Annotated in this window: 23 protein-coding genes; 4 read left to right on the forward strand and 19 right to left on the reverse strand. The window is 43.9% G+C overall.

Features of this window, described 5'->3' with window-relative positions; translation table 11 throughout:
• Positions 1 to 99 precede the first annotated feature (99 nt).
• From CVD23_RS05535 to CVD23_RS21835, 10 genes are all read right to left on the reverse strand, one after another.
• Positions 100 to 1,776 carry an acyl-CoA dehydrogenase family protein gene (locus CVD23_RS05535; protein ID WP_101665413.1) on the reverse strand — a complete coding sequence of 559 codons (1,677 nt, stop codon included), beginning with the start codon at positions 1,774 to 1,776 and terminating at the stop codon, positions 100 to 102.
• A complete protein-coding gene (locus tag CVD23_RS05540) occupies positions 1,773 to 3,278 on the reverse strand; it encodes a class I adenylate-forming enzyme family protein (protein ID WP_101665414.1) in 1,506 nt (501 codons plus the stop codon). The genes CVD23_RS05535 and CVD23_RS05540 overlap by 4 nt, the downstream gene beginning before the upstream one ends.
• Positions 3,271 to 3,669 (reverse strand): MerR family transcriptional regulator, encoded by a 399-nt coding sequence (locus tag CVD23_RS05545; protein ID WP_257988028.1) that lies wholly within the window; start codon positions 3,667 to 3,669, stop codon positions 3,271 to 3,273. Before CVD23_RS05545 ends, CVD23_RS05540 begins: the two co-directional genes overlap by 8 nt.
• A gap of 251 nt (positions 3,670 to 3,920) precedes the next feature.
• Positions 3,921 to 4,301: a retropepsin-like aspartic protease gene (locus tag CVD23_RS05550; RefSeq protein ID WP_101665416.1), complete on the reverse strand. Its 381-nt coding sequence runs from the start codon at positions 4,299 to 4,301 to the stop codon at positions 3,921 to 3,923.
• On the reverse strand, positions 4,298 to 4,558 hold the full coding sequence (locus CVD23_RS05555) for a hypothetical protein (protein ID WP_101665417.1): 261 nt from the start codon (positions 4,556 to 4,558) through the stop codon (positions 4,298 to 4,300). The genes CVD23_RS05550 and CVD23_RS05555 overlap by 4 nt, the downstream gene beginning before the upstream one ends.
• Positions 4,559 to 4,882: 324 nt before the next feature.
• Positions 4,883 to 6,265 carry a 23S rRNA (uracil(1939)-C(5))-methyltransferase RlmD gene (gene rlmD / locus CVD23_RS05560; RefSeq protein WP_101665418.1) on the reverse strand — a complete coding sequence of 461 codons (1,383 nt, stop codon included), beginning with the start codon at positions 6,263 to 6,265 and terminating at the stop codon, positions 4,883 to 4,885.
• Between the two features lie 17 nt (positions 6,266 to 6,282).
• Positions 6,283 to 7,149, reverse strand: coding sequence for a DNA-3-methyladenine glycosylase family protein (locus CVD23_RS05565; protein ID WP_180955552.1), 867 nt, complete (start codon positions 7,147 to 7,149; stop codon positions 6,283 to 6,285).
• A 118-nt stretch (positions 7,150 to 7,267) separates the two neighbouring features.
• Positions 7,268 to 8,020 carry a delta-lactam-biosynthetic de-N-acetylase gene (gene pdaA, locus CVD23_RS05570; RefSeq protein WP_374702617.1) on the reverse strand — a complete coding sequence of 251 codons (753 nt, stop codon included), beginning with the start codon at positions 8,018 to 8,020 and terminating at the stop codon, positions 7,268 to 7,270.
• Positions 8,021 to 8,205: 185 nt separating this feature from the next.
• Positions 8,206 to 9,756 (reverse strand): fumarate hydratase, encoded by a 1,551-nt coding sequence (locus tag CVD23_RS05575; RefSeq protein ID WP_101665421.1) that lies wholly within the window; start codon positions 9,754 to 9,756, stop codon positions 8,206 to 8,208.
• A 206-nt stretch (positions 9,757 to 9,962) separates the two neighbouring features.
• On the reverse strand, positions 9,963 to 10,109 hold the full coding sequence (locus CVD23_RS21835) for a hypothetical protein (protein ID WP_180955554.1): 147 nt from the start codon (positions 10,107 to 10,109) through the stop codon (positions 9,963 to 9,965).
• Positions 10,110 to 10,203: 94 nt separating this feature from the next.
• On the opposite strand from CVD23_RS21835, the gene yfkAB reads away from it, so the two are divergent.
• Positions 10,204 to 11,322, forward strand: a complete 1,119-nt coding sequence (yfkAB, locus tag CVD23_RS05580; RefSeq protein ID WP_101665422.1) for a radical SAM/CxCxxxxC motif protein YfkAB — start codon at positions 10,204 to 10,206, stop codon at positions 11,320 to 11,322.
• A gap of 40 nt (positions 11,323 to 11,362) precedes the next feature.
• Here the strand turns inward: yfkAB and CVD23_RS05585 are convergent, their stop codons facing one another.
• The 5 genes from CVD23_RS05585 to CVD23_RS05605 form a co-directional block, all read right to left on the reverse strand.
• Positions 11,363 to 11,563, reverse strand: a complete 201-nt coding sequence (locus CVD23_RS05585) for an SE1561 family protein (RefSeq protein WP_101578258.1) — start codon at positions 11,561 to 11,563, stop codon at positions 11,363 to 11,365.
• 96 nt (positions 11,564 to 11,659) lie between these two features.
• On the reverse strand, positions 11,660 to 13,348 hold the full coding sequence (gene ggt, locus CVD23_RS05590; protein WP_257988034.1) for a gamma-glutamyltransferase: 1,689 nt from the start codon (positions 13,346 to 13,348) through the stop codon (positions 11,660 to 11,662).
• Positions 13,349 to 13,525: 177 nt separating this feature from the next.
• Positions 13,526 to 14,149, reverse strand: a complete 624-nt coding sequence (locus CVD23_RS05595; protein ID WP_180955556.1) for a YtxH domain-containing protein — start codon at positions 14,147 to 14,149, stop codon at positions 13,526 to 13,528.
• A gap of 116 nt (positions 14,150 to 14,265) precedes the next feature.
• Positions 14,266 to 15,087 carry a YfkD famly protein gene (locus CVD23_RS05600; protein ID WP_101665423.1) on the reverse strand — a complete coding sequence of 274 codons (822 nt, stop codon included), beginning with the start codon at positions 15,085 to 15,087 and terminating at the stop codon, positions 14,266 to 14,268.
• A 397-nt stretch (positions 15,088 to 15,484) separates the two neighbouring features.
• On the reverse strand, positions 15,485 to 15,874 hold the full coding sequence (locus CVD23_RS05605) for an OsmC family protein (RefSeq protein WP_101665424.1): 390 nt from the start codon (positions 15,872 to 15,874) through the stop codon (positions 15,485 to 15,487).
• Positions 15,875 to 16,043: 169 nt separating this feature from the next.
• Between CVD23_RS05605 and CVD23_RS05610 the strand changes: the two genes are divergently transcribed.
• Together CVD23_RS05610 and CVD23_RS05615 are read left to right on the forward strand one after the other, a co-directional pair.
• Positions 16,044 to 17,222: an MFS transporter gene (locus CVD23_RS05610; RefSeq protein ID WP_101665425.1), complete on the forward strand. Its 1,179-nt coding sequence runs from the start codon at positions 16,044 to 16,046 to the stop codon at positions 17,220 to 17,222.
• 227 nt (positions 17,223 to 17,449) lie between these two features.
• Positions 17,450 to 19,375, forward strand: a complete 1,926-nt coding sequence (locus tag CVD23_RS05615; protein WP_101665430.1) for a heavy metal translocating P-type ATPase — start codon at positions 17,450 to 17,452, stop codon at positions 19,373 to 19,375.
• A gap of 107 nt (positions 19,376 to 19,482) precedes the next feature.
• On the opposite strand, the gene CVD23_RS05620 is transcribed toward CVD23_RS05615, so the two are convergent.
• Together CVD23_RS05620 and CVD23_RS05625 are read right to left on the reverse strand one after the other, a co-directional pair.
• Positions 19,483 to 20,304 carry a YihY/virulence factor BrkB family protein gene (locus CVD23_RS05620; RefSeq protein WP_101665426.1) on the reverse strand — a complete coding sequence of 274 codons (822 nt, stop codon included), beginning with the start codon at positions 20,302 to 20,304 and terminating at the stop codon, positions 19,483 to 19,485.
• Positions 20,305 to 20,323: 19 nt separating this feature from the next.
• Positions 20,324 to 20,728: a YtxH domain-containing protein gene (locus tag CVD23_RS05625; RefSeq protein ID WP_180955558.1), complete on the reverse strand. Its 405-nt coding sequence runs from the start codon at positions 20,726 to 20,728 to the stop codon at positions 20,324 to 20,326.
• 359 nt (positions 20,729 to 21,087) lie between these two features.
• On the opposite strand from CVD23_RS05625, the gene CVD23_RS05630 reads away from it, so the two are divergent.
• Entirely contained in the window at positions 21,088 to 21,315 is a 228-nt protein-coding gene (locus CVD23_RS05630) for a DUF1128 domain-containing protein (RefSeq protein ID WP_101578264.1), read from the forward strand.
• Positions 21,316 to 21,376: 61 nt separating this feature from the next.
• Here the strand turns inward: CVD23_RS05630 and map are convergent, their stop codons facing one another.
• A complete protein-coding gene (map, locus tag CVD23_RS05635) occupies positions 21,377 to 22,153 on the reverse strand; it encodes a type I methionyl aminopeptidase (RefSeq protein ID WP_101665427.1) in 777 nt (258 codons plus the stop codon).
• Between the two features lie 139 nt (positions 22,154 to 22,292).
• The gene (locus CVD23_RS05640; RefSeq protein ID WP_101578266.1) at positions 22,293 to 22,805 is read right to left on the reverse strand and encodes a type 1 glutamine amidotransferase domain-containing protein; all 513 of its coding nucleotides are present in this window, start codon (positions 22,803 to 22,805) and stop codon (positions 22,293 to 22,295) included.
• Positions 22,806 to 23,036 lie beyond the last annotated feature (231 nt).

The following is a 23,036-nucleotide window of genomic DNA, read 5'->3' on the forward strand; positions in this document are numbered from 1 at the left end:
AATGAGCAAAACTTTTTGGAAAGTGGAAAAATATTAATCAGCAGCGGTTAATAAGAAACTCTGCTATGGAAATTACATCTTGGAAAAACTCCAAGCTGTTTAAATGATTTCATCCGCCAGAACCACTGCCTTCGGTATCCTGCCAAACGGAGCTGTGTTCCAGGTGGTTTCTGCATATACTTCGGCGATGGCTGTGTAGGGGCTTCCATATTTGTCGGCCCATTCAAGTGCGACAACCATTTCATACAGATAAGCAAGCTTTTGCATGAGCGGTTTCGCCCCCAGTTCCTGGGTAACGCGGTCGGATGCCGCATACACCCCGAGCTCGCCGGCAATTTCATGCAGCTTTTCCTCTGCAAATATAACGAGCTCCGTTTGCTTGATGGTGCCCAGGCGGCCGTGCATCACATCGATAAACAGTTTGTGGACAGAAAACTTATTGACGAGGCGGATCAGCTCATGGGCCAAAATATTGGCGGTGCCTTCCCACACGGTCAGTACTTGGGCATCGCGCAAAAGCCTTGGCGTGACGAAATCCTCGATATAGCCGTTTCCGCCATGCATTTCTATCGATTCATGGGCGAAATGAATCGCCGTTTCCGCTGTTTCCTTTTTCAATATCGCGATGTACAGGCGATGTAGCAACACTTCAGCGTCACTTGCCGTACCGGATGTCACCTTGTCATAAAGTGCGATCAAGTCAAATACAGCGGCAACTTCAACCTGCAGCTTGGCCTGCAGCTTCGATAGGGTCTGTTTGACCATTGGGTATTTCAGCAGGCTGTTTCCAAATGCATGACGGGCACTGGCATACTGTTTTGCCTCGTGATAGGCCCGTTTCATGATGCCGATGGATGCGACCGCGTTGCAGATTCTTGATAGATTCAGTGCCTCCATCATGTAATAGAATCCCCTCGTCTCGTCGCCGACAACATAGGCCTTCGCCCCGTCGAACTCCACTTCACCGGACGGAACAGCCCGCACGCCAAGCTTATCTTTAAGGCGCCGGATGCGGAGCCCATTCAGTTTTCCGTCTTCACCCTTCCAAGGGACAGCAAACAGTGTCAAGCCCTTCGTTCCTTCCGGGGCACCTTCCCGTCTGGCCAGCACCATCGCCACACCGCACCGGCCGGCATTCGAAGCAAAGTACTTTTCCCCGTACAGCCGGTAATCCTCACCGTCCTTCACTGCCTTGACAACATTGGCGCCGACATCGGAGCCTCCCTGCCGTTCGGTCAGAAAGGTTGCCCCTTCATATAACTCGTCATCGCCTGTTGCACAAACATGCGGCAAAAATCTTTTCTTTAACTCGTCACTTGCATAGTGATCGAGCAGATAGGCTGTTGCCATCGTCAGGGTGACCGGACAATAGAAGCCGGGGTCCGTCTGGGATACAAGATAACCTAATGCATAGCTATATACATAATTGCCTTTCTCGCCGAGCTCAGGGATCTCCTTATGAACATACCCGACCATGCCAGTTCCGTATGACTCGACTGCTGTTTTCTCATAGCCTTCATTCACCCATACTTCCGACACTTCTTCGCCGTATTTGTCATAGCGATTGAGCACCGGCTGGCCTTCACGGTCGGTGTGTTTCGCCCGCAGATCGATTTCATTCGCGCATTTTTGCCCGTATTGTGTCAAATGCCCGACAGCATACTCATAAAACTCTGCTGGCAGATGCTGCTTAAGGATTTTCAGAAGCGTTTCATCCCCTGCGAAAAAATTATCGGCGTATAGACTCTTTGCCACCGGCTCTTTTAATACTTTCATTGCTGCACCACCTTATTTTTTAAGGCTGTCTTCAGTATTTTTCCGGAGGCATTCCTCGGCAGCATTTCTACCTGCTCAAATTCGCGCGGAATTTTGAATTTGGCAAGATACTTGCTTAAGAACAGCTTTAATTCTTCGGCATGAATCGGATCGGCAGCGGCAAAAAAAGCGGTGACCGTTTCTCCCCATTCCGGATGTGGCACACCAATCACGGCCACTTCACGGATGCCGGAGAATTTGACAATCGCATCCTCGATTTCTTTTGGATAGATGTTCACACCGCCTGAAATGATGACATCTTTTTTGCGGTCGACAATCCATAGATAGCCATCTTCATCCCGGCGGGCGAGATCTCCAGTCCTGAGCCATTCCCCGAAAAATGTAGCCTTGGTTAGTTCATCGTTTTTATAATAGCCCACCATATTTCCTTCACCGGACAGAACGATTTCACCGACCTCCCCAACCGCGACATCATTGCCGTTTTCATCGACGATGCGCAGCTCCGTATGAAGCGGCGCCCGTTTGCCGATACTCCCGGTCTTCTCGCCATGCTCTTCCGGATGCAAAATCGAACCGCTCGGCCCCGCTTCCGTCAATCCGTAAACAGAGGTTAGCCTGTCTGTCTGAAAGGCTTTCGAAACAAGATCGACCTGTTCGGCCGATAATGGCGCACCGCCATACACCCACCATTTCATCGAGGACAGATCGTATTTACCGATATCCGGGTACCCAGCCGTCAGTAAATAGGCAACAGGCGCTCCGAAGAAATGGGTAGGCTTCGATTCTGAAACCGTTTTCAAAAATAACTCCGGTGTAAATGTTGGCGTCAGGACATGCGTGGAACCGACCACCATGCCTGCCATCAAAAACAGATGAAGCGGTGCGGAATGGGTCAGCGGCATCATGAGAAGCAGCCTGCTCTCCGGCTTCACTTCCAATTCGACGGCAATCATTTGGGCGACTGTGAGGATATTGCAGTAGCTAAATAGAACCCCCTTCGGATCGCCAGTAGTCCCGGATGTATATAAAATTGTGGAAAGATCTTCTTCTTTAAGAGTACATTTGATTTCAGCACGAGGAGCATTTTTCATCAACGCTTCCATGCTCCGCCAGTCACCTATCTGCTCTCCTGTTTTGATTTTTACATCGACCTGCGTGATCGCCTCGATGACAGGGAAGATCATGGCATGGGCAATCAGGCATTTCGCTCCGGAATGGTTGATGACAAACTGAACTTCATCCAGCGCGAATTTGGCGTTGACCGGAACGACAATCGCACCGATTCTCTGTACAGCAAAATAACTGATGACAAACTCAGGTGTATTCGGCATATATAGGCATACGCGGTCTCCCTGCCCGATTCCCTCCGCTGTTAGGGCATATGCCAACTGATTAACCTGTTCATTAAGCTCTGCATACGTGTAATTTCCCTGTGGGCTGATGATCGCTTCCGTCTTAGGGTACTTACGGGCATTGCGCAACAATAAAGTAGAACTATTCATCGCTCTCCTCCTCCAGCTTACTCAATCTTTTAGAAAACTCTTCCCTCAACTGCAATAACTCTGTTTTCATCTCTGTCAGCTCGGCCATTTTCATATCGATTTCCTGAAGCCGCTGATCCCCATAACGGATGGTCCTCTCCAGCTGTGCCTTCCCCGTACGGTCATAGTCAAACAGCAAGACCATCTCTTTGATCTCCTCCAGGGAAAAGCCATACCTTTTCCCCCTAAAAATCAGCTTCAACTTCGCACGTTCCTTTTTGGAATAGACGCGATGGTTGCCTTCCGTGCGCTGTGAACTGAGGAGGCCCAACTCCTCGTAATAGCGGATCGTCCTTGCTGACACCCCGAACTGTGCAGCTACTTGTGTGATTGTCTTCAGCTTCCTCCCCACCCCCTGCATTAACCATTATACAATTGACGTTAACGTTAATTTCAATAGTTTTTATAAAATTCTGAAATGTGATTGTTTATTTATTAATTGATTCGTTTAAAATTATTAAGCCAATAAAAATAGCCCTATCTGTATTTAAAATAGGACCTGTTACTAACTACGCAACTCTTATTTTATTACGTACCATTAGTGAACACTTAACGCGGGCTGTATGCTGGTCGCAGATATAGCAATGCAATTTTTACCTTACTCTAGCTATTTCGAACTTCCATTTGATTGAAATCAATAATCGATTTATTTGCCGTAAAGAAGTCATTACCAATGATCGCATCAAAACCATGCATATCTTTAACATCACCAAGTTGCACATTAAAATTTGATAAATGAACATTGCCTAAGAAAATACTCGCCACTTTTTGTTCGATACAGATTTCTGTTCCACCAATCCCATACATCTTGCGTGTAACTGCATGTTCCAAATCAAGCAACAATCCTATTTCTTCACACATATCCGTATCTAAAATCGTTGAAGCACTTCCCGTATCTAGCAACACATGTTCAAATATTTTTTTTCCATGGTAGCCAATTTCTATAGAAACAATAGGTAAATGATCAATCATTTGGATTTTCATATTTTCCTTCGAATTCCTATATATGGTTGCTCAATTACTTTTATCTCTTCATTATTTGTGTGAAAAATGTATAATTCTCGTGATTGGTCTTCTTCATGTAACTTTTTATAAACTTTCCAAGCAGTATTTCCATTATCAAAGTCATTAATAACGGACATTTCTTCAATTATTCTTTCTTTATTTTCAGTTTTAGCTTTTAGCGATTCAACCAAGACACAACGATTTGGAAATTGTTTACGTACTTCATTCCATTTCATTTATAAGTACCTCCGTATCATCGTATTCTTTTGCTTCTATTATATCATTTCTCACATACAACAAAATTTAACACATTAAAGATTTTTGTAACTACTTAGGTCAGTTGAAAGAAAACTGACCACAATCAACTAATACTATTGAAGCAAGTAGATTTTTTCCTTGTTTTTGGACAGTTGAGCATAAACCCGCGAATGCGCGCAAATTGGTCATTCCCTTTTTGCTGTTTACATCACTTTTGATACGGTTCACCCTAACTAATCCTAAATAAAACTAATGTCCTACCAGTATTTGAACAGGGCCTGTTGCTCTCACAACATTTCTTATTAATTTTTTCGTACGAGCAGTGTACAGCACTCCACATGCGCCGTCTGCGGAAACATATCCACAGGCTGAATGTACTCAACTTTATATTCCTGGCCCAAGAAATCAATATCCTTGGCAAGCGTAGAAGGATTGCATGAAACATAGATTAATTTCTTCGGCTTTATTTTCAATACTGTCTGCAAAAATTGACGGTCACAGCCGGTGCGTGGTGGGTCGACGATGATGATATCGGGTTTCCAGCCTTGTTTCAGCCATTTTGGCAGGAGGTCTTCTGCTTTGCCTGTCACATAAGTGGCTTGGTTCACTCCATGTCGCTTTGCATTCTTCTTCGCGTCTTCAATCGATTCCGGGACGACATCCATTCCCCTGATTTCTGCCGCTCCATCCGCGAGCCACAGTCCGATTGTTCCAACTCCGCAGTATGCATCAACGATTTTTTCCTTGCCGGTGAGGGCTGCCGCTGTTTTCACTTCATTATAGAGAATGACTGTTTGTTCGGGATTAAGTTGGAAGAAGGTACGGGCTGACAGTTCGAATGACAGCTCTCCCAACGTTTCCTGGATGAAGTCCTTGCCAGCCAAGGTTTCGGTTTTATTGCCGAAGATCACCGAGGTTTTTTCACCATTGATGTTCTGGACAATCGATTTTACATCTGGCAGCCGTTTGAGAATTTCCTGGATGACAAGATCTTTTTTGGGGATCTCGGCCGTTGCGGTAATGAGCACGATCTGCAATTCAGCGGTTTGCACTCCGACTCTGGCTACAATTGTCCGGACGACGCCTTTTCGGGTTCTTTCATTATATATCGGGATTTTCAAATCCTGCAGGACACCTTTGACGATTTCTGTCGCGTTGTTCGTTTGCGGATGCTGAACGGCGCACTGCTCGATATTGATTAGCTTGTGTGAGTTTAAGCCGTACAGTCCTGCAAGTACTTTGCCATCGCGTTCCCCGACCTGGAACTGGCTTTTATTCCGGTAATTCCATGGATCATCCATACCGATCGTTTCTCTAATATCAAGCTCGTCAACTTTCAGTTTTGTATATCGTTCAAGGGATTGAACAACGATATCACGTTTTCCCTTTAATTGCTGGTCATAGTGCAAATGCTGAAGCTGGCAGCCTCCGCATTGTTCGTAAATGGGACAGACCGGTTTAACTCTGTACTCCGACTTTTTACGGATTTTCTTGATTCGCGCTTCAGCAAACGTCGGATGAACCTTGGTTGCCTCAACTACGACTTCTTCTCCCGGGAGAGCGCCCGGTACAAATACTACTTGTTTCTTGAAGTATCCGACGCCTTCTCCATTAATTCCGAGCCGTTTAATCGTCAGCGGAAAAGTTTGATTCAGTTTTATTTTAACGGTTTGTTCATTTTTCATGATGTACAACTCCAGTACTATTCAATGCTCCTCCATAAATAAAGCGAAGCATAGCTTAAATAAGGATCCCAGCCGATTTTATACTCTTCCATTTCTTCAAGAGTTGGTTTTCGGTCGAGACCAAACAATATTTTCAATGCGTTTTGGATGCCAATGTCGGCTGTCGGGAAATGATTTGGCCTGCCAAGTCCAAACAGCAGGAAATTTTGCACGGTCCATGGTCCGACGCCACGAAGCTTAATCAGCTTTGCCATAATCTCCTCATCTGGCAACTTTTCAATTTCAGAAAAATCGAGCCTGCCTTCGACAATTTCCCGGGCAATTCCGATCACATATTCCGCTTTGCGACCGCTGAATTGCAAAGTTCTGAGATCCTCCGTCTCGAGAGCCGCCAACCTGTCGGGCTCAGGATAAAACCAGACTCCGTCTTTTTCAAATCCAAAGGTTTTGACCATGCGTTCTGTAAGTGTATGTGCAAAAGAAAGATTCAATTGTTGATGGACTATGCATTTTAGCAAGCAGCTATATGGATCAAAATCTAGCACAAGCGGTGTTCCGTAGTGGGTCATAAACAAATCCTTCAGTCGCGTTTCCAAAAAATGCTCATGAACCTGCTTCAAAGCAGTATTCCATTGAAAGATTGCAGACAATCTCGCTATGGCTTGTGCTTTATGGTGATCCTCGAAGCCCGAGATATGAAACTCAGGTTCATCAACCGTGCCTCTAGCAGTTACGTCTGCGACAATTGGCTCGCGCTCTATCACCATCGGGACTTTGATCGCACGCTTATCTTTGTTAACTGCATTTAATGGATCAAGCGATAGCCTGTCCAGCACAAGGTCAAAATTATACGGGCCTGCAATCTTCAACGTTTCCATAACCATCCGTCCTTTATCAGTTTCCCCGTATTATAGCATTTTTTATGAGCGATATCGTGTCAGGCTCATAAAAAAATGAAACTCGCCGGTGCTGAGGCGAGTTTCAAAATATCGGGTTCTTTAGTTAGTAAAGCATCCTTTCTTGTATCACCATTTCCATTCTTAAATCATCAAGGCTTTTAAATGTATATCCGCGTTTTTTCAAGTCCCTTATCACGCTTTCCAAAGCATCGGCATTATCCTTTGACACAGTATGTAACAGCAACACCGCTCCAGGATGAATTTGTTTCATAATATTATTGTAGGCATAGTCTGACCCTTTTTGCCGGTTTGTTTGCCAATCAACAAACGCCAGTGACCAAAAAACATGTGTATAGCCTTCCTGTTTGGCGAGCGCGAGTGTCCGCTCACTGAAAATACCGCGTGGCGGACGCAAATAGACCATTTGCTTTTTTCCGGTCAGCTCTGCTGTTGCGCTTCTTACTGTCTCAAGCTCTTCCTTGAGCCGTTCGTCGCTCACCTTCGTTAAATCAGGATGATGCCAAGAATGATTGCCAATCGTATGTCCTTCATCGCTCATGCGCTTCACCAGGTCGGGGGCGGTTTTCAAATAATGTCCGGTTATAAAAAAGGCAGAGGGTACGTTTTCTTTTTTCAATACATCCAAAATCTGGCCCGTGTAGCCATTTTCATAGCCATTATCAAAAGTCAGGTAAATATCCTTTTTGCTGGGATCGCCTTTATAAAAAGCATCATACCTTTCCAGCAGCTGATCGAGTGGCTTGCCTGCTTCTGCCGGAACCTCGTTTGCAGCCCTTTTGATTCCCCAGTGAATCGGTGAGTTCGCCGTCTCGGCAGCTGCACTATTTTGAAACATCAATGGCAGGAGTGTCAGAATCAAAATTGTTCTTAAACTGGTTTTCATTTTCAGCCTCCGCAAATGTTTTCCTTAGTGTTTGTTTTTCGAAAAAAAACATTCAGACTTACGCTTGTTTAGGAAACTGCCGTTTTTTTTCAAAAGTAAAAGAGGACAGCAACTTGCGCCATCCTCTTGGATCGTTTTTACAAAAAAACAGGCTCTTTAAACTGTGTAAGCTTTTCAAGTGAAGACTTATCGACGTCTTCATGCAGACTGTTTCCATGGGAATCCATAGTGACCACTGCAGTAAACCCTTCTACCTTCAAGTGCCACATCGCTTCAGGGATGCCAAATTCCATTAGATCGACCCCTTCAACAGACTTGATGCAGTCGGCATAATACTGGGCGGCGCCTCCAATTGCATTCAGATAAACGCCTCCATGCTCTTTGAGTGCGGCCAGCGTTTTTGGTCCCATTCCGCCCTTGCCAATCACGGCACGAATTCCGAACTTTTTCATGATGTCTCCCTGATACGGCTCCTCGCGGATACTCGTTGTCGGACCGGCTGCTTTGACATGCCACTTACCTTCATCATCTTTGAGCATAACTGGTCCGCAATGATAAATAATCTGTCCATTTAAATCCCGTGGTGCTTCGTGGTCGATCAAATACTTGTGGATCGCATCGCGGCCGGTGTACATCATTCCGTTAATGCGGACAACATCGCCAACCTTAAGCTGTCTTACTTTTTCTTCCGTAAGCGGAGCTTCAAGTGTGATTACTTCGTTTGCAGCTTCGGACGCCGCGGCAATTTCGCTCGCAGCCTGCTGTTCCGCGAAGTCGATTAAATCACCTTCCTGGTACATCCACTCATTAATGCCCCCGGTTTCTGGATTAATCAACACGCCAAGACGACGGAACGCCCAACAGTTATAAGCGACTGACACAAAGAAGCTTGCTGGTATCCGATTAATGACACCTACTTTACAACCGAGAAGCGTCGTTTCGCCACCAAAGCCCATCGTACCGATTCCTAGCTTATTGGCATTTTCCAGAATGTACTCTTCCAATTGCTGAAGCTCTGGAATTGGGTTTACGTCATCATTGGACCGAAATAATTGTTCCTTGGCAAGATCATAGCCTGATGAGCGGTCTCCGCCAATGCCAACACCGATGAATCCAGCGCTGCAGCCCTGGCCCTGCGCCTGGTAAACGGAATGTAGAATGCATTTTCGGATTCCGTCCAAATCCCGGCCGGCACGCCCTAAGCCATCCAGTTCGCATGGCAGACTGTATTGAATGTTTTTATTTTCACAGCCGCCGCCCTTTAAAATCAGGCGGGCATCGATATAATCTTTTTCCCATTGCTCAAACTTAATCACAGGGGTGCCAGCACCAAGATTATCGCCGCTATTATCCCCTGTTAAGGAATCAACTGAATTGGGTCTTAATTTACCGTCCTTTGTGGCGAGAGCGATTGCTGCCTGGATTGCTTTTTTCATTTCGATTTGGTTGGCACCAACCGGTGTCTTTATTTTAAATGTCGGCAAGCCGGTATCCTGGCAAATCGGAGATACATTGTCATCGGCCATTTTAATGTTATTGGCGATGGTATCGAGGCTCATTGCCGATCTTGTTCCCGCATTTTCCCGTTCTTTTGCCGCTTTTATTGCGCGTCTTACATCCTTCGGAAGCTTTGTCGATGTCTCGACGATCAGCTTGTACATACTTTCTTGAAACGTTGCAATGTTCATGTCCATTCCCCTTCCCTTTGCTCCCCATACCAGAAATAATTCGAATTTTGACAACTTAATTTCTTTTTCATTATACTCCTATCAACTGGCAATTTAAAGATATTGACTGCAAGCGATTTCAGCTTGTTTGCTTCTGATTAGGAAATTCTCATCATCGATGGTTCGCTCATAAAATTTGGGAATCGCTCGTAAATCTCAAGTACCGCTCATAAATCTCGAGTTCCGCTCGTAAATCTCAAGATCCGCTCGTAAATCTCAAGATCCACTCGTAATTCTCCCAAACCGATCATTATTTTGCGAAAGAGCAGCTCGAATGTCGGAATTTGTGCTGCATACCTTAGTTTCTCGTCCATGTGATTTAATCCCGCATTAATGTAAAACTATTGACATCTAATCATCTTAACTCAATAATGACTAAGGATTGCAGTTATGCGAGGAGAATGACAAATGATAACCGAAAAGCGACAGATATCGCCGCTCTTTGATCCATGGGAAGCTTATATGGATGTTGAGGAGCATGGAAAACAAGTATTATCCAATATTGAATTCACCACAACAGTGTTATGCAATATGCGCTGTGAGCACTGTGCGGTCGGCTATACGCTTCAGCCAAAAGATCCGAACGGATTTCCAATCAGCCTGCTTTTAAAAAGGCTGGACGAAATTCCTGCACTGCGTTCGCTAAGCATTACCGGCGGTGAGCCGATGCTATCAAAAAAGTCGGTCGAAAACTATGTGCTGCCGCTCCTAAAATATGCTCACGAACGAGGCGTCCGTACACAAATCAATTCAAATTTAACGATTGAATTAAGCCGCTATGAACAAATCGCGCCTTACTTGGATGTACTACATATTTCGCATAACTGGGGAACCGTTGTTGATTTTGTTGAAGGCGGATTTGCGATGATGGACAGAAAACCGACGGTGCAGCAGAGAGAAGCTCTTTTTCAAAGAATGATTGATAATAGCCGCGCTTTAGCTGAATCAGGCGTGATTGTCTCTGCCGAAACGATGCTTAATAAACGAACCTTGCCTCATCTTGAAAAAATTCATCGCCAGATTGTCGAAGAAATGAAGTGCCAGAGGCATGAGGTGCACCCAATGTACCCTTCAGATTTCGCCTCATCTTTGGAGGTTTTATCTTTAGACGAAGTACGGAATGCCATCCATCAATTGCTCGATTTCCGTGATAAACAGGTTTGGATGTTATTCGGGACACTTCCTTTTTATGCTTGCAGCAGTAACACAGAAGATTTAAAACTGTTAACAAGGCTTTACAAAGAAGAAAAAGTAACTGTCCGAAATGATCCCGACGGACGTTCACGATTAAACGTCAACATTTTTACAGGTGATGTGATTGTCACGGATTTTGGCGACACTCCTCCACTTGGCAACATAAAAGAAGACAGCTTGGTGGATGCCTACAACAACTGGCTAAAATCCGACCTTGCTTCGCAGTTAAGCTGCCATTGTCCAGCTGTAAAATGTCTCGGGCCTAATGTTCTTATTAAAAACAGCTATTATCCTAACATTGATTTTTCAAAACGAAAGTCCAACATTATTTAAAGTGAAACCCCTTGCCAATCTCGGGCAAGGGGTTTTCAGCTTATCTTTGCTCAGAACCAATTTCGCGGTTTTTAAATTCCCGGCACTTTGATTCCAGTTCTTCCATGATGGCAAGCAGGCGGTCGATATCTTCAATATCGGCCTCGCCGGGATCAATCGCATCAAGGACTTCAATAAACATATTTAAACGCTGTTTCAAAAAAGCAATCTGCTGATTTTTATCATCAATTGGGCTGCCCAATACAATCTCTCCTTTCATCACCGTTTCCATCCTACAAAACATACGGCATTTCTGCAACGGAAAATTTTCAGGAATCGAAATGTGAGGACTGGACTGTTAATTCAAGCCGGTTGCTTTTCCTTCGCGGCTGGAATCTGCAACACCATATAAGGTTCCGGTTTTCTGATCAAATTGGATTGCTTGGACATTGCCAATCACATGGGGGTCATCAGCAAATTCAAAGCCCATCGATTCTAGAGTCCCTTTGCTTTCCATGCTGATTCCTTTTTCCCACTCAATCAACGGACCGTTTGTCACCATGATGCGCGGTTCTTCAATCGCTTCCTTTAAATCCATGTTAAAATCGATCACGTTAATAATCGTTTGGAATACAGATCCGATGATCGTTGGTCCTCCCGGTGATCCAAGCGTCAAGAAAGGTAAGCCATCCTTAAAAATAATCGTCGGGCTTTTGCAGCTGACCGGACGCTTTCCGGGCTCCACTTCATTAAGTCCGCCTGGTTCTGTATCGAAGTCAGTTAATTCATTATTGAGTACAAATCCATAACCCGGTACCATGATTCCCGATCCAAATGGATGTTCAACTGTAGAAGTACAGGCAACAATATTTCCCCATTGATCCGTTACCGTAAAATGGGTGGTTTCGCTTTTTTCGATATCATCAGGCTGGCTGACATAATGATGATTCCCGGGTTTGTCATATTTCCATGGGTTGCCAAAATCGATGGCGTCGTTTCTTCGTTCAAAATTAATCAGCTTTTTCCGCTCTTCAATATATCTGTCATCGATCAGACCTTTTACCGGCATATCAACAAATTCCGGATCACCAAAATAAGTAACTTTGTCGGAAAACCCGATCCGCATTGCTTCAGCAAGCAAATAATATTTCTCCCATGAACGCGGATCGTACTGCTCCAATTGAAAGCTTTCAAGCAGTTTTAATATCTGGATGACCATCAATCCCCCGGCACTTGGCGGGCTTGATGAGGCGATCTTATATCCTTTATATTCTCCCCACATTGGTTCATCGATCGTGATTTGATAATTTTTCAAGTCATCGAGTTCCATGAATCCGCCCGATTCTTTTAAGGCAGTGATGATTGCTTCCCCGATCTCACCTTCATAAAAGGCGGCGATCCCCTTGTCCTGCAAGACTCGAAATGTGTGGGCAAGCTCTTTTTTCATTAACTTTTCGCCTTCCTTGCGGTTTTTACCGTCAGGAAGGTAAAAGTTCTTGGCATGCTTTCCTAACCGATAATGGAAATGCTCAAGCGCATCCTTAAACACCCAGTTGATTTCAACTCCCTTTTCGGCCAGTTCGATGGATGGTTCGATCAGTTCGGTTAAAGGTTTCGTACCATACGCCGACAGGGCCGCATCCATCGCTTTTAGTATGCCCGGTATTCCGACCGCTGTCCCATGCGTTGATCTCTTCTTAAATGGAATGACTTCCCCGTTGTCGTCAAGGAACATCCGGGGATGAGCCGCCTTTGGAGCTCTTGTATGTCCGTCAAAAATTTTTGTTTCATTTGAATCGCGATGATGGACCATCATGAATCCGCTCCCGCCAATCCCGGTCATCATTGGCTCGACCACATTCAAAGCAAATTGGATAGCAACAGCCGCATCGACCGCGTTTCCTCCGGATTCTAAAATTTTTTCTCCAATATCTGTTGCAAGATGATGTGCAGAGGCAACCATCCCTGTGCGGCCTTTTGCTGTTTCTCTATCGATTGATGCCCGTTTGCTGCGGGTTATAAAAAACTTATCTGTGTTATTCATCATCGCTAATTCCTCCATCTTCAAGAAAGTGACAGTTAAAGGTAAATACCCGGTCCCATCTGGCCTAAAACAAGATAAATACTGGGTGATATGTTAATTTCGCTGCACGGAACTTTTTTCATGGCATTCTCCAAATTAAAAAGCAGCAATCCTGTGATCGCTGCTTTTTGGGCCTGTCCATTAATTATTTTTGCCCGGTGGAACTATTTTTGTATTACCTGCTCCTTGTGGCGAGGTATGGCTTTTTTGGTTGCCAGAACCAACATTGGTACTTGTGCTGCTGGTACTGCTGCTGCCAGTATTGCTCGAATTACTCATGCCACTGTTGCTATTGGAAGAGCTGTTTCTCATGTTATTGTTGGATCCAGAATTTGCAGCATTAACCGGATTTTCAATTATTTCTGAACCGGCTTCCACTACCTTGCTGCCAATTCCCATTAATTCACTCTTCGCTTGTTTGGCCGTTGACATTGCATCATTGGAAATCTCCTTGACTTCACCGACACGGCTGAAAACATCTTCGTTCACCTTTTCATATAAACTCTGAGCATCGCGAATCGCTTCTTTTAATGTATTGGAAGCATGTTTGAATTGATTGATCATTTGGTCCTTCACTTCACCTGGATTTTGCTTCACTTCCTCGTACATTTGCATCGAAGAGTCCTTTAAACCGCTTACCGTACCTTTTACTTTGTTTCTAGTTGGGGAGTCCATTAACGCAACAGCTCCTCCGATAATTCCTCCGAGAATGATTCCTTTTAACAGCTTGCTGTTTTTTTCAGTATCCATCGTGTTTTGCGCCATGATATTTCCTCCTTTATCGTCAGTTATCAGTTTATTTCCCCGTTTACAGAGGTTATAAACTGAAAAAGAGAAAGTGCGCCAGGGCACTTTCTCTTGTCCATATCTATTACATTTGTTTAACGCGGTTTTTCAGAAGCGACAAAACTGAATGAGACATGATCTTGAACAGGTATCCATGCACCTATGCCCTGTGAGACAATATTCTTTACTACGAGCGTCTTTTTATTGCCTTTGAGCATGATATAAACTTCCCCGTAAGTAACCTTCCCTTTTTCATTGACTGCCGAAGCATGGGCATACAAATAACCAAGCCGGTTGGCAGGGATGTTGTAAATTTGGTCCTTTTTCGTCGCTGCCCCGACAATTGTTTCAAACGAAAGCGGTAAATTGGTTTTTTTCGTTGCCTTGACAAGCATCATTTCCTTCACTTCTTCAGCATTGGGCACTTTTGCTGTTAACCCGCCTTTCACGACCTTTTGGGCTTCCTGAACGTAGTGCATTTGATACGGGGTATTCCCGCCCCGGTTATCGAAGTAGTTCGTATTGATCTTTTGGTACTCCCAGTTTGGGGCCGTTTCCGTGGATTCGTAATTCAGCGGCCAATGGCCAAGGTAAATGACTGCACGATAACCGACTGCGAAAGGAGTACTGTTAATCGTAGTTTCGTTGAGAATTCGGACTAGCTCGGGATTTTCAATTTTGATTTTTGTGGAATCAATCAGTTTCTCAGTCAGTTCACTCGGCTGCAAGAAAGGCATGTCCTGTGCCGGATTTGGGTACGTGTTTTCCTTTGTTATGTTCATAACGGCACCCGGTATAACGTATTTACTTTGCTGGGGCTGCACGGCCTTTTCTTTTTCTTTCTCCGCCAATGCAGCGGGTAAAAAGACCGATATCGAAATGAGAAAAATGAACAAAATGGATAAGTATTTCTTCATGATGTCGACTCCTTTCAACTATTCCTCCATTAACTAAGTTATGGTGTTAGTTTTTTCGGAGTGGGAATATATTATCCATATTTATTTTTAAATCTCTTTTATCAAATGTAATCATATTTTAATAATCAGAATATTTACAAACTTATCACAAAAGCTTATAATGAACTTAATATAACAAAAGGAGGGTAGTCATCATTCGCTTATTTTAAAAAAAGGAGGCAAAAACACCTGAAGCTGTTAAATGTCACTAGTACACGATAACAAATGAAGGTTGGTGATGCTTACTGACAATCGAGCGATTGAGTTACTCTTAAATATTAGAACCTCAAATTACAATTATGATACATTTGAAAAAAGCAAGACTCTGGACATAACCTGCCCGGAGTCTTGTTTGTGATTAATGGTTGTCTATTAATTCGAAAGTTTCGGTGATCTGAATACTGCCTTTGACAGATTGAACCATTGAACAATTTTTTTCAGTTAACTTCATTGCTTTTTCAATTTTTTCTGCAATTAAATCTTTGCCGGAAATTCGAAAGTGCAGATGAACTGCTTCGATTTTATTCGCTTCCTGCTCATTTCTGCGTACATCTGCATCAATTGTTATATCCTCTACTTGAATGCGCATTTTTTCTAAAATACTGCGCAAAACGCCTCCGCTGCATACCGCCAGGGAGGAAACCATCAACTGGAAGGGGCGGAAACCATGCTGCTCATTTCCGGAAACATCCAGCCTTCCAAAAGCAAATTCACTATAAAAGCCCGATTCTTTCATTTTAAACTCCATCCTTGACACCCCGTTTCGATGATAAAAGCTTTTTCTATTAAGAGAGTACCCTATTTTTTTATTGCCGAAAAGAAAGGCGCATTCCCGACTCATTTTATTTTGTTGCAAAGAACGCTTTTTCCCGTTAACATTTCTTAAGGAACTGATTCTTACTTTGGAGAATAACATAATGAAAAATAATATAACGCTGCGTTTCTGGATTTTAATTGGTATAGTCGCTATTTCAGGCTTTTCTCAGGGAATGCTGCTTCCGCTGGTCGCGATTATTTTTGAACGGGACGGAATGTCATCTTCCTTGAACGGATTCCATGCAACCGCCCTCTATATCGGGATTCTGCTTGCCTCGCCATTAATGGAAAGCCCGCTAAGAAAATATGGCTACAAGCCGCTCATTCTCATCGGAGGCCTGGCTGTTGCGCTTTCACTTGCATTGTTTCCTGTCTGGAAATCCTTCTGGTTCTGGTTTATTCTTCGGCTGCTTGTTGGTATAGGTGATCATATGCTTCACTTTAGCACCCAAACATGGATCACTTCATTTTCGCCCGAAAAAGAGCGGGGAAGAAATATATCTTTGTACGGTCTTTTTTTTGGGCTCGGCTTTGCTGCCGGGCCATTGATGACAAGATTAATTGAGGTCAATGAATCGCTCCCGTTTATCATTGCAGCACTGATAAGCTTTGCTGCCTGGCTGACGGTCTGGCTGCTTAAAAATGAACTGCCAGATCAGACAATCGGAACCACCTCTTTTTTGGGGACATTTACGCGATTTGGCCAAGTATGGAAATATGCCTGGGTAGCTTTTCTCCCGACCTTTGGATATGGGTTTTTAGAGGCTTCGCTTAACGGGAACTTCCCCGTCTATGCATTAAGATCCGGGATTGAGTTGAGTGCTGTATCGATTCTCCTGCCCGCTTTTGCAGTCGGCGGAATCGTCTTCCAGCTGCCGCTCGGCATCTTAAGTGACAAATACAGCAGAAGAAATGTTTTGCTTTTTGTGATGATATCCGGATTTATTAGCTTTAGTGCGGCCGGAATGCTGGAACAATCTATGACTGGTCTGTTTATCTGTTTCTTTATAGCGGGTATGTTGCTCGGATCAACTTTCTCTCTCGGTATCAGCTATATGGCCGATCTGCTGCCAAAAGAGCTGCTGCCGGCCGGAAACCTTTTATGCGGAATTTTCTTCAGCTTTGGGAGTATTTCTGGACCTTTCATTGGCGGACTGGCGATCAAATATTTGCCCGGCTCAAGTTTCTTCTATGTAATCAGTTTTATGCTTCTTTTTATATTTATCGGGCTTGCTGTTTTTCGCCCTGCCAAATCTATTGAGAAAACAATACATGTTTAATATTAATTTTAAAAATTGGATTGGGTCGATGCGGTTATTTTAAACTTTATACTTTTCAGCTTCATGCTCCGTATGATACTATAGATTTAAATAATTTTAACAAAAGAATAATTCGATTTAACCTTGAGCTTTACTGCTGTCATCATGAAGATGGCAGCTTTCGTCGTTTTATAGGGCAATTGATTGTGATTATTTTTCTCAATTAGAACTCAGGAGTGTGAGAAATGATGAATCCGGACGCACGAGCTTTAAGCAGTGAAAAATACGAGGTGAAGCAGGAGAGCATATTAACAAAAATAAAGCCCCATGCCGAATTAATAGCCGCGATTTTTAGCGGATTTTTGATTGGTGCTGGCTGGCTGCTGGAACGGCTGGATAACGGGAGCTCCTCGGCAGTTATCTATTTGCTTGCTTTTATTATCGGTGGATTTGCAAAGGCCAAGGAAGGCATTGAAGATACGATTGAGAATAAAGAAATGAACGTGGAAATGCTGATGATTTTTGCGGCTGTTGGATCAGCGATCATCGGCTACTGGGCTGAAGGGGCAATCTTAATTTTCATTTTTGCCGTAAGTGGCGCTCTTGAAACTTATACACTAAATAAGACCCAAAACGAAATTTCTGCTTTAATGGAACTGCAGCCCGAAGAAGCATTAAGAATCTCTAATGGCAGAGAGGAAAAAGTCCATGTCTCCTTATTGAGCGTCGGCGATCACATTTTAGTCAAGCCGGGTGAACGAATTCCGTCCGACGGAAGAATCCACAAAGGACAAACAACGATCGACGAAGCAGCGATTACCGGTGAATCGATTCCTGTCACGAAAACGCCCGGTCATGAAGTTTTTGCCGGGACCGTTAATTTAAATGGGTCGATCACGGTAGAAATTACGAAGCCCAGCAATGAAACGCTCTTCCAAAAAATTATCCAGCTCGTTCAATCGGCGCAAAGTGAAAAATCACCTTCGCAGTTATTTATCGAACGCTTTGAAGGTACGTACGTAAAGGTCGTCCTTGCTGTCGTTGTCTTAATGATGATACTCCCTCATTTCTTGCTTGGATGGAGCTGGAATGAAACTTTTTACCGGGCGATGATTTTACTTGTTGTAGCCTCTCCTTGCGCATTGGTGGCATCGATCATGCCGGCTACATTATCGGCGATTTCGAACGGCGCGCGGCATGGCATTCTTTTCAAAGGCGGCGTCCATCTTGAAAACCTCAGCCATTTAAAAGCAATTGCCTTTGATAAAACCGGCACCTTGACGAAAGGAAAGCCTGAGGTGACAGATGTTATTGTCAAAAAAGGATTCGGCAGAGAGGAAGCCATGAAGATTGCCGGATCAATTGAAAAACACTCTAACCACCCCCTCGCACAATCGATTGTCGCATATGCCGGAATATATCATAAAGATGCGTGGATTGAGCCGGAAAGTTTTGAGGATGTAGCCGGTTGGGGTGTAAAAGCTTCCATCGGAACTACAGAATGGAAGGTTGGAAAACGAGACTTTGTTGGAAATGCAGCGGCCGACAGCTTTGCTGATGGTGCAGCCCGCAACCTTGCAAGTGAGGGGAAAACGATTGTATTTCTTCAAGCCGGCGAAGAAATTGTCGCTGCCTTTGCCTTAAAGGATGTCGTCAGGGCCGAGACAAAAGCAGCGATCGACAGCCTGAAAGAAGGCGGAGTTTACACAATTATGCTGACCGGGGACAGTGAAAAAACAGCTGTCGCGATTGCGGCAGAAAGCCATGTCGATGAGTATATTGCCGACTGTCTTCCCGAGACTAAGGTAGAAGAGCTGAAAAAGCTGAAAAAGAGATTCGGCAATGTTGCCATGGTTGGCGACGGCATAAACGATGCGCCCGCTATGGCAACAGCCAACGTCGGAATTGCGATGGGTGAAGGGACCGATGTAGCACTTGAAACAGCGGATGTTGTATTGATGAAGAACGATCTGCCCCGCATTTCAGAAGCGATCGAGCTTTCGAGACGAATGAATACAATCGTCAAACAAAATATCGTCTTTTCAATTACAGTTATTATGCTGTTAATAGCTTCTAACTTTTTACAGCTCCTCGACCTTCCCTATGGCGTAATCGGCCATGAAGGCAGCACGATTCTGGTCATCTTGAATAGCTTAAGGCTGTTAAAATCTTGAAAATAAAAAGGCTGGTATGCTGAACCAGCCTTTTTTCGTGCCAAAATGTTGAATCATAAAGCATCCACCTTCTTGTCACTTGCCCCGCCCAGTTACTGAGCTGAGCTTTAACAACCTTCATTTCGCTTGCTGTAGTAAGCATTGATTTGTCCGCCAACCATGATGATAAATCCTGACAGATAAAACCAGATCATTAAGACAATAATCGCGCCTATGCTGCCGTAGGTTGATGAAAAGTTGCCGAAATTCCCAACATAGTACGAAAAAGCCGACGAAGCTAAAATCCAGCCGATCACAGCAAAAACAGCGCCCGGGACTGCTGATACACACTTTATTTTTTTGGCGGGTGCTAGCCAATAAAGAACCGTAAACACGATAAATAAAATCAGCGTGCTGACTCCCCATCGCAACGTGTTCCAGACAGCCAAAAATTCGCGGGACAATCCGAGTTCTGAAAATAAAAACAGTCCGATTTCCTTGCCGAAAACAGGAAGAAGCAACGCGACAATAAAGACGATCATCATCGCGATCGTCAAAAAGATCGCCATCGCTCTAGCTGCAATATACGAACGGGTTTCTTCAACATCATAAGCGCGATTCAATGCCTTTACAATTGCATTTAGCCCGTTGGAAGCAGACCAAAGCGTCGCAATAACCCCAAAAGAAAGGAGCCTGCCATTTCTATTCATGATTTCGCTAATATTCCTTTCAATAAGCGCCATCGTGTTGCCCGGGGCGAAATCACGAACAAAACCAAGTAAATCTTCCCTGCTTAAAGGCAAATAGGGAAGGAGCGTCACCAAGAAAATTAGGAGGGGAAACAATGAGAGCAGAAAAAAATAGGCGAGCTGGGCAGAAAACCCTGACACATCATCCTCCCCGATTTTTATCCACAAATGCTTGAACAAAGAATTGTGTGACACTCTCATTCCCCACCTCATTTTTCTCTTAATGAATTGGAACTTGTCTGGTTATACTGTTTTCATCGGCAACAACAACGGCCGTTGCAGCCGCTCCATCCTGCAGATTTTTATTACCTCCAGAGAACGCTTCTTTTGTTTCCCTGACGATGCCTGCTACCTGTGGGGTAATTTCGCGCATTTCTTCCACCTTCGCGCCGATAAAGGCAACGTCATTACTGATTTCTTCCACGGTTGAACGAAGTCTTGATGTTACCTCCCTAATTTGACTGGCGGCTGCACCTGGATGTGTAACCATGTTTGCGACACCGCCAATTGCACTGCGGCAGTCAGACATAAGCGCGTTTCTCGTTCGCCTGTTAAACAAGCTGATCGCTCCGCCTGCAAGGGCACCATATAGCATTCCTTTCCAGAACCTGTTTGAGTCTGTCATATGATCCTCTCCTTTAAAGTATGATTTAAATCTGGAATTATACTCAAGCTCTCCTGCCCCAATGAAAGAACACACATTCACTGTTTCGAAAAGGAAACAGGCTTATTTTGCTTTAATGCTTCCCCTTTTCCCATCAAACAAAACCGTTTTCACCATTATGTCTGACTTGATTCGATTATTTCTCCCCTACATTCATTTTCCACCATCCTTCTTTGTTCATGCAAGAGAATTATTGTATAACATTGATTGTGCACGATTTTTAACAGGCGACAGGTTTGCCTTGTTATGGAATTTGAATTGACAATTTTAAAAGGACATGAAAAGATGAAAAGACCAATGTTGAGAGGATGAAACGGACAGTGGATCTTTCCGAAAAGACGGTTGAAAACGTTGAGTATATGATTGAAAAAATTAAGGAAAAGTTGAAAGTTTTAAATTTTGCGGCTATAAAGCCTTCCCACTTTGACGAAGAAATGTACGAAGAATTAAAGGAAATTTATGAATTAGTGATGAAAAAAAATAGCTTCAGCCCGAACGAAATGCAAGCTATTGCAGAAGAACTCGGAAATCTTCGAAAGCAAGTGTAAACCGTAAAAAAATCCGCTCACCTGGCCCAGGCAGCGGATTTTTCCCTATAAAGTATAAAAATTACACCCCGGAGGGATAAATCGACATTTGATCCTGATCAGTTAAGATGATCGGGCCGTTGTTTGTAATCGCAATTGTATGTTCATATTGAGCTGAGTATTTGCCATCCGCAGTTCGGGCTGTCCAGCCATTTGAATCCATTTTCGTATCGTAACTGCCAGCGTTGACCATCGGTTCGATCGTGAACACCATGCCTTCTTTTATCCGCGGTCCTTTCCCGGGAAGCCCAAAATGAGGAACATCCGGTTTTTCGTGGATCACATCACCTATCCCATGTCCGATAAAGTCCCTTACTACCGAAAATCCTTCAGCTTCTACATATGTTTGAATCGCATGTCCGATATCCCCGATTCGATTGCCTGTTTGCGCAGCTTCTATTCCTATATAAAGAGCATTCTTTGTTATTGTTAAAAGCCGTTCCGTTTCCTCATCGATGTTTCCGACAGGAAATGTCCAGGCTGAGTCTGCAAGTGCACCATTTAAACTAACAACCATATCCACAGTGACAATATCTCCAGTTTTCAACGGCTGTTTTCGGGGAAATCCATGGCAAACCTCATCATTGATACTCGAACATGTCGCATACTCATATCCTTTATAACCCTTCTGCTCCGAGGTTGCTCCATGCTTTTGCAAAAATGCTTCTACAAACTGGTCAATGTCCCAGCTTGAAATCCCAGGGCGAATCAGGTTGGCAAGCTCTTGATGGCAAGATGCCAGAACAACACCGGCTTGTTTCATTTTCTCTATTTCTCTTTGTGACCTTAAATTAATCATTCTTTAGCCGCCTTTCAACACTCTCCCCCATATACTATGACGGGGTCCTTTTTATATTACCTCTGAAATCTGCCAATATCAAAAAATCCTTCTCCATTGGAATGGGAGAAGAATTTATCCATTATTTAGGTAAGTTTATTTAAAGCAGTTTCAGTGATTCCCGGTTGAATGCGGGAATATCATCAGGATCACGACTCGTTACGAGCTGGTTGCCGCAAACTACTACCTCAACATCGTGATATTCTGCTCCTGCATACTCCATATCAACTTTTATTGATTTATAACCGGTTGCTTTTCTGCCTTCCAATACTTTTGCCGTAATTAACAACTGCGGTCCATGGCAAATCGCAAAAACCGGTTTCTTGTCATCCATAAATGCTTTTGCAAAAGTAACAAAACGCTCATCAGCCCGCAGCAGGTCAGGTGAAAACCCGCCCGGCAGGAATAAAGCATCAAATTGGCCCGGGCTTACGTCATCAATTCCCTGATCAATCGTAATCGAAGCTTGCCCCTGTTTTCCTTTTACTGTTGCCCCTTTTTCCTTTTCGATTGTTATGACCTCATGGCCCGCCTCGTTAAACGATTTGGCCGGTTCTGTGTATTCAGAGTCCTCAAACATATCTGTCACGAGACATGCAATTTTCTTACCCATAGCAATCCATCTCCTTTAAATAATTATCTGGACACACTTAGAGGTTTCCCTGTTTGTCCTTTTGCAAAACATGAAAATGGGCATCATCCTCGATTCTTCTAACGAATTTGGTTATCGCCCCAGTCGAAAATCAAAAAAATTTTCTCGTTTTTTCTTAACAAATATGTTGTGTATGAGTAAAATGTTTGTAGGAGAATTATTTCCCTTCTCATCCAGATAATGGCGTAGCCG

The sequence above is a fragment of the Bacillus sp. V33-4 genome (assembly GCF_002860225.1).
Lineage (GTDB): Bacteria > Bacillota > Bacilli > Bacillales > Cytobacillaceae > Bacillus_BJ > Bacillus_BJ canaveralius.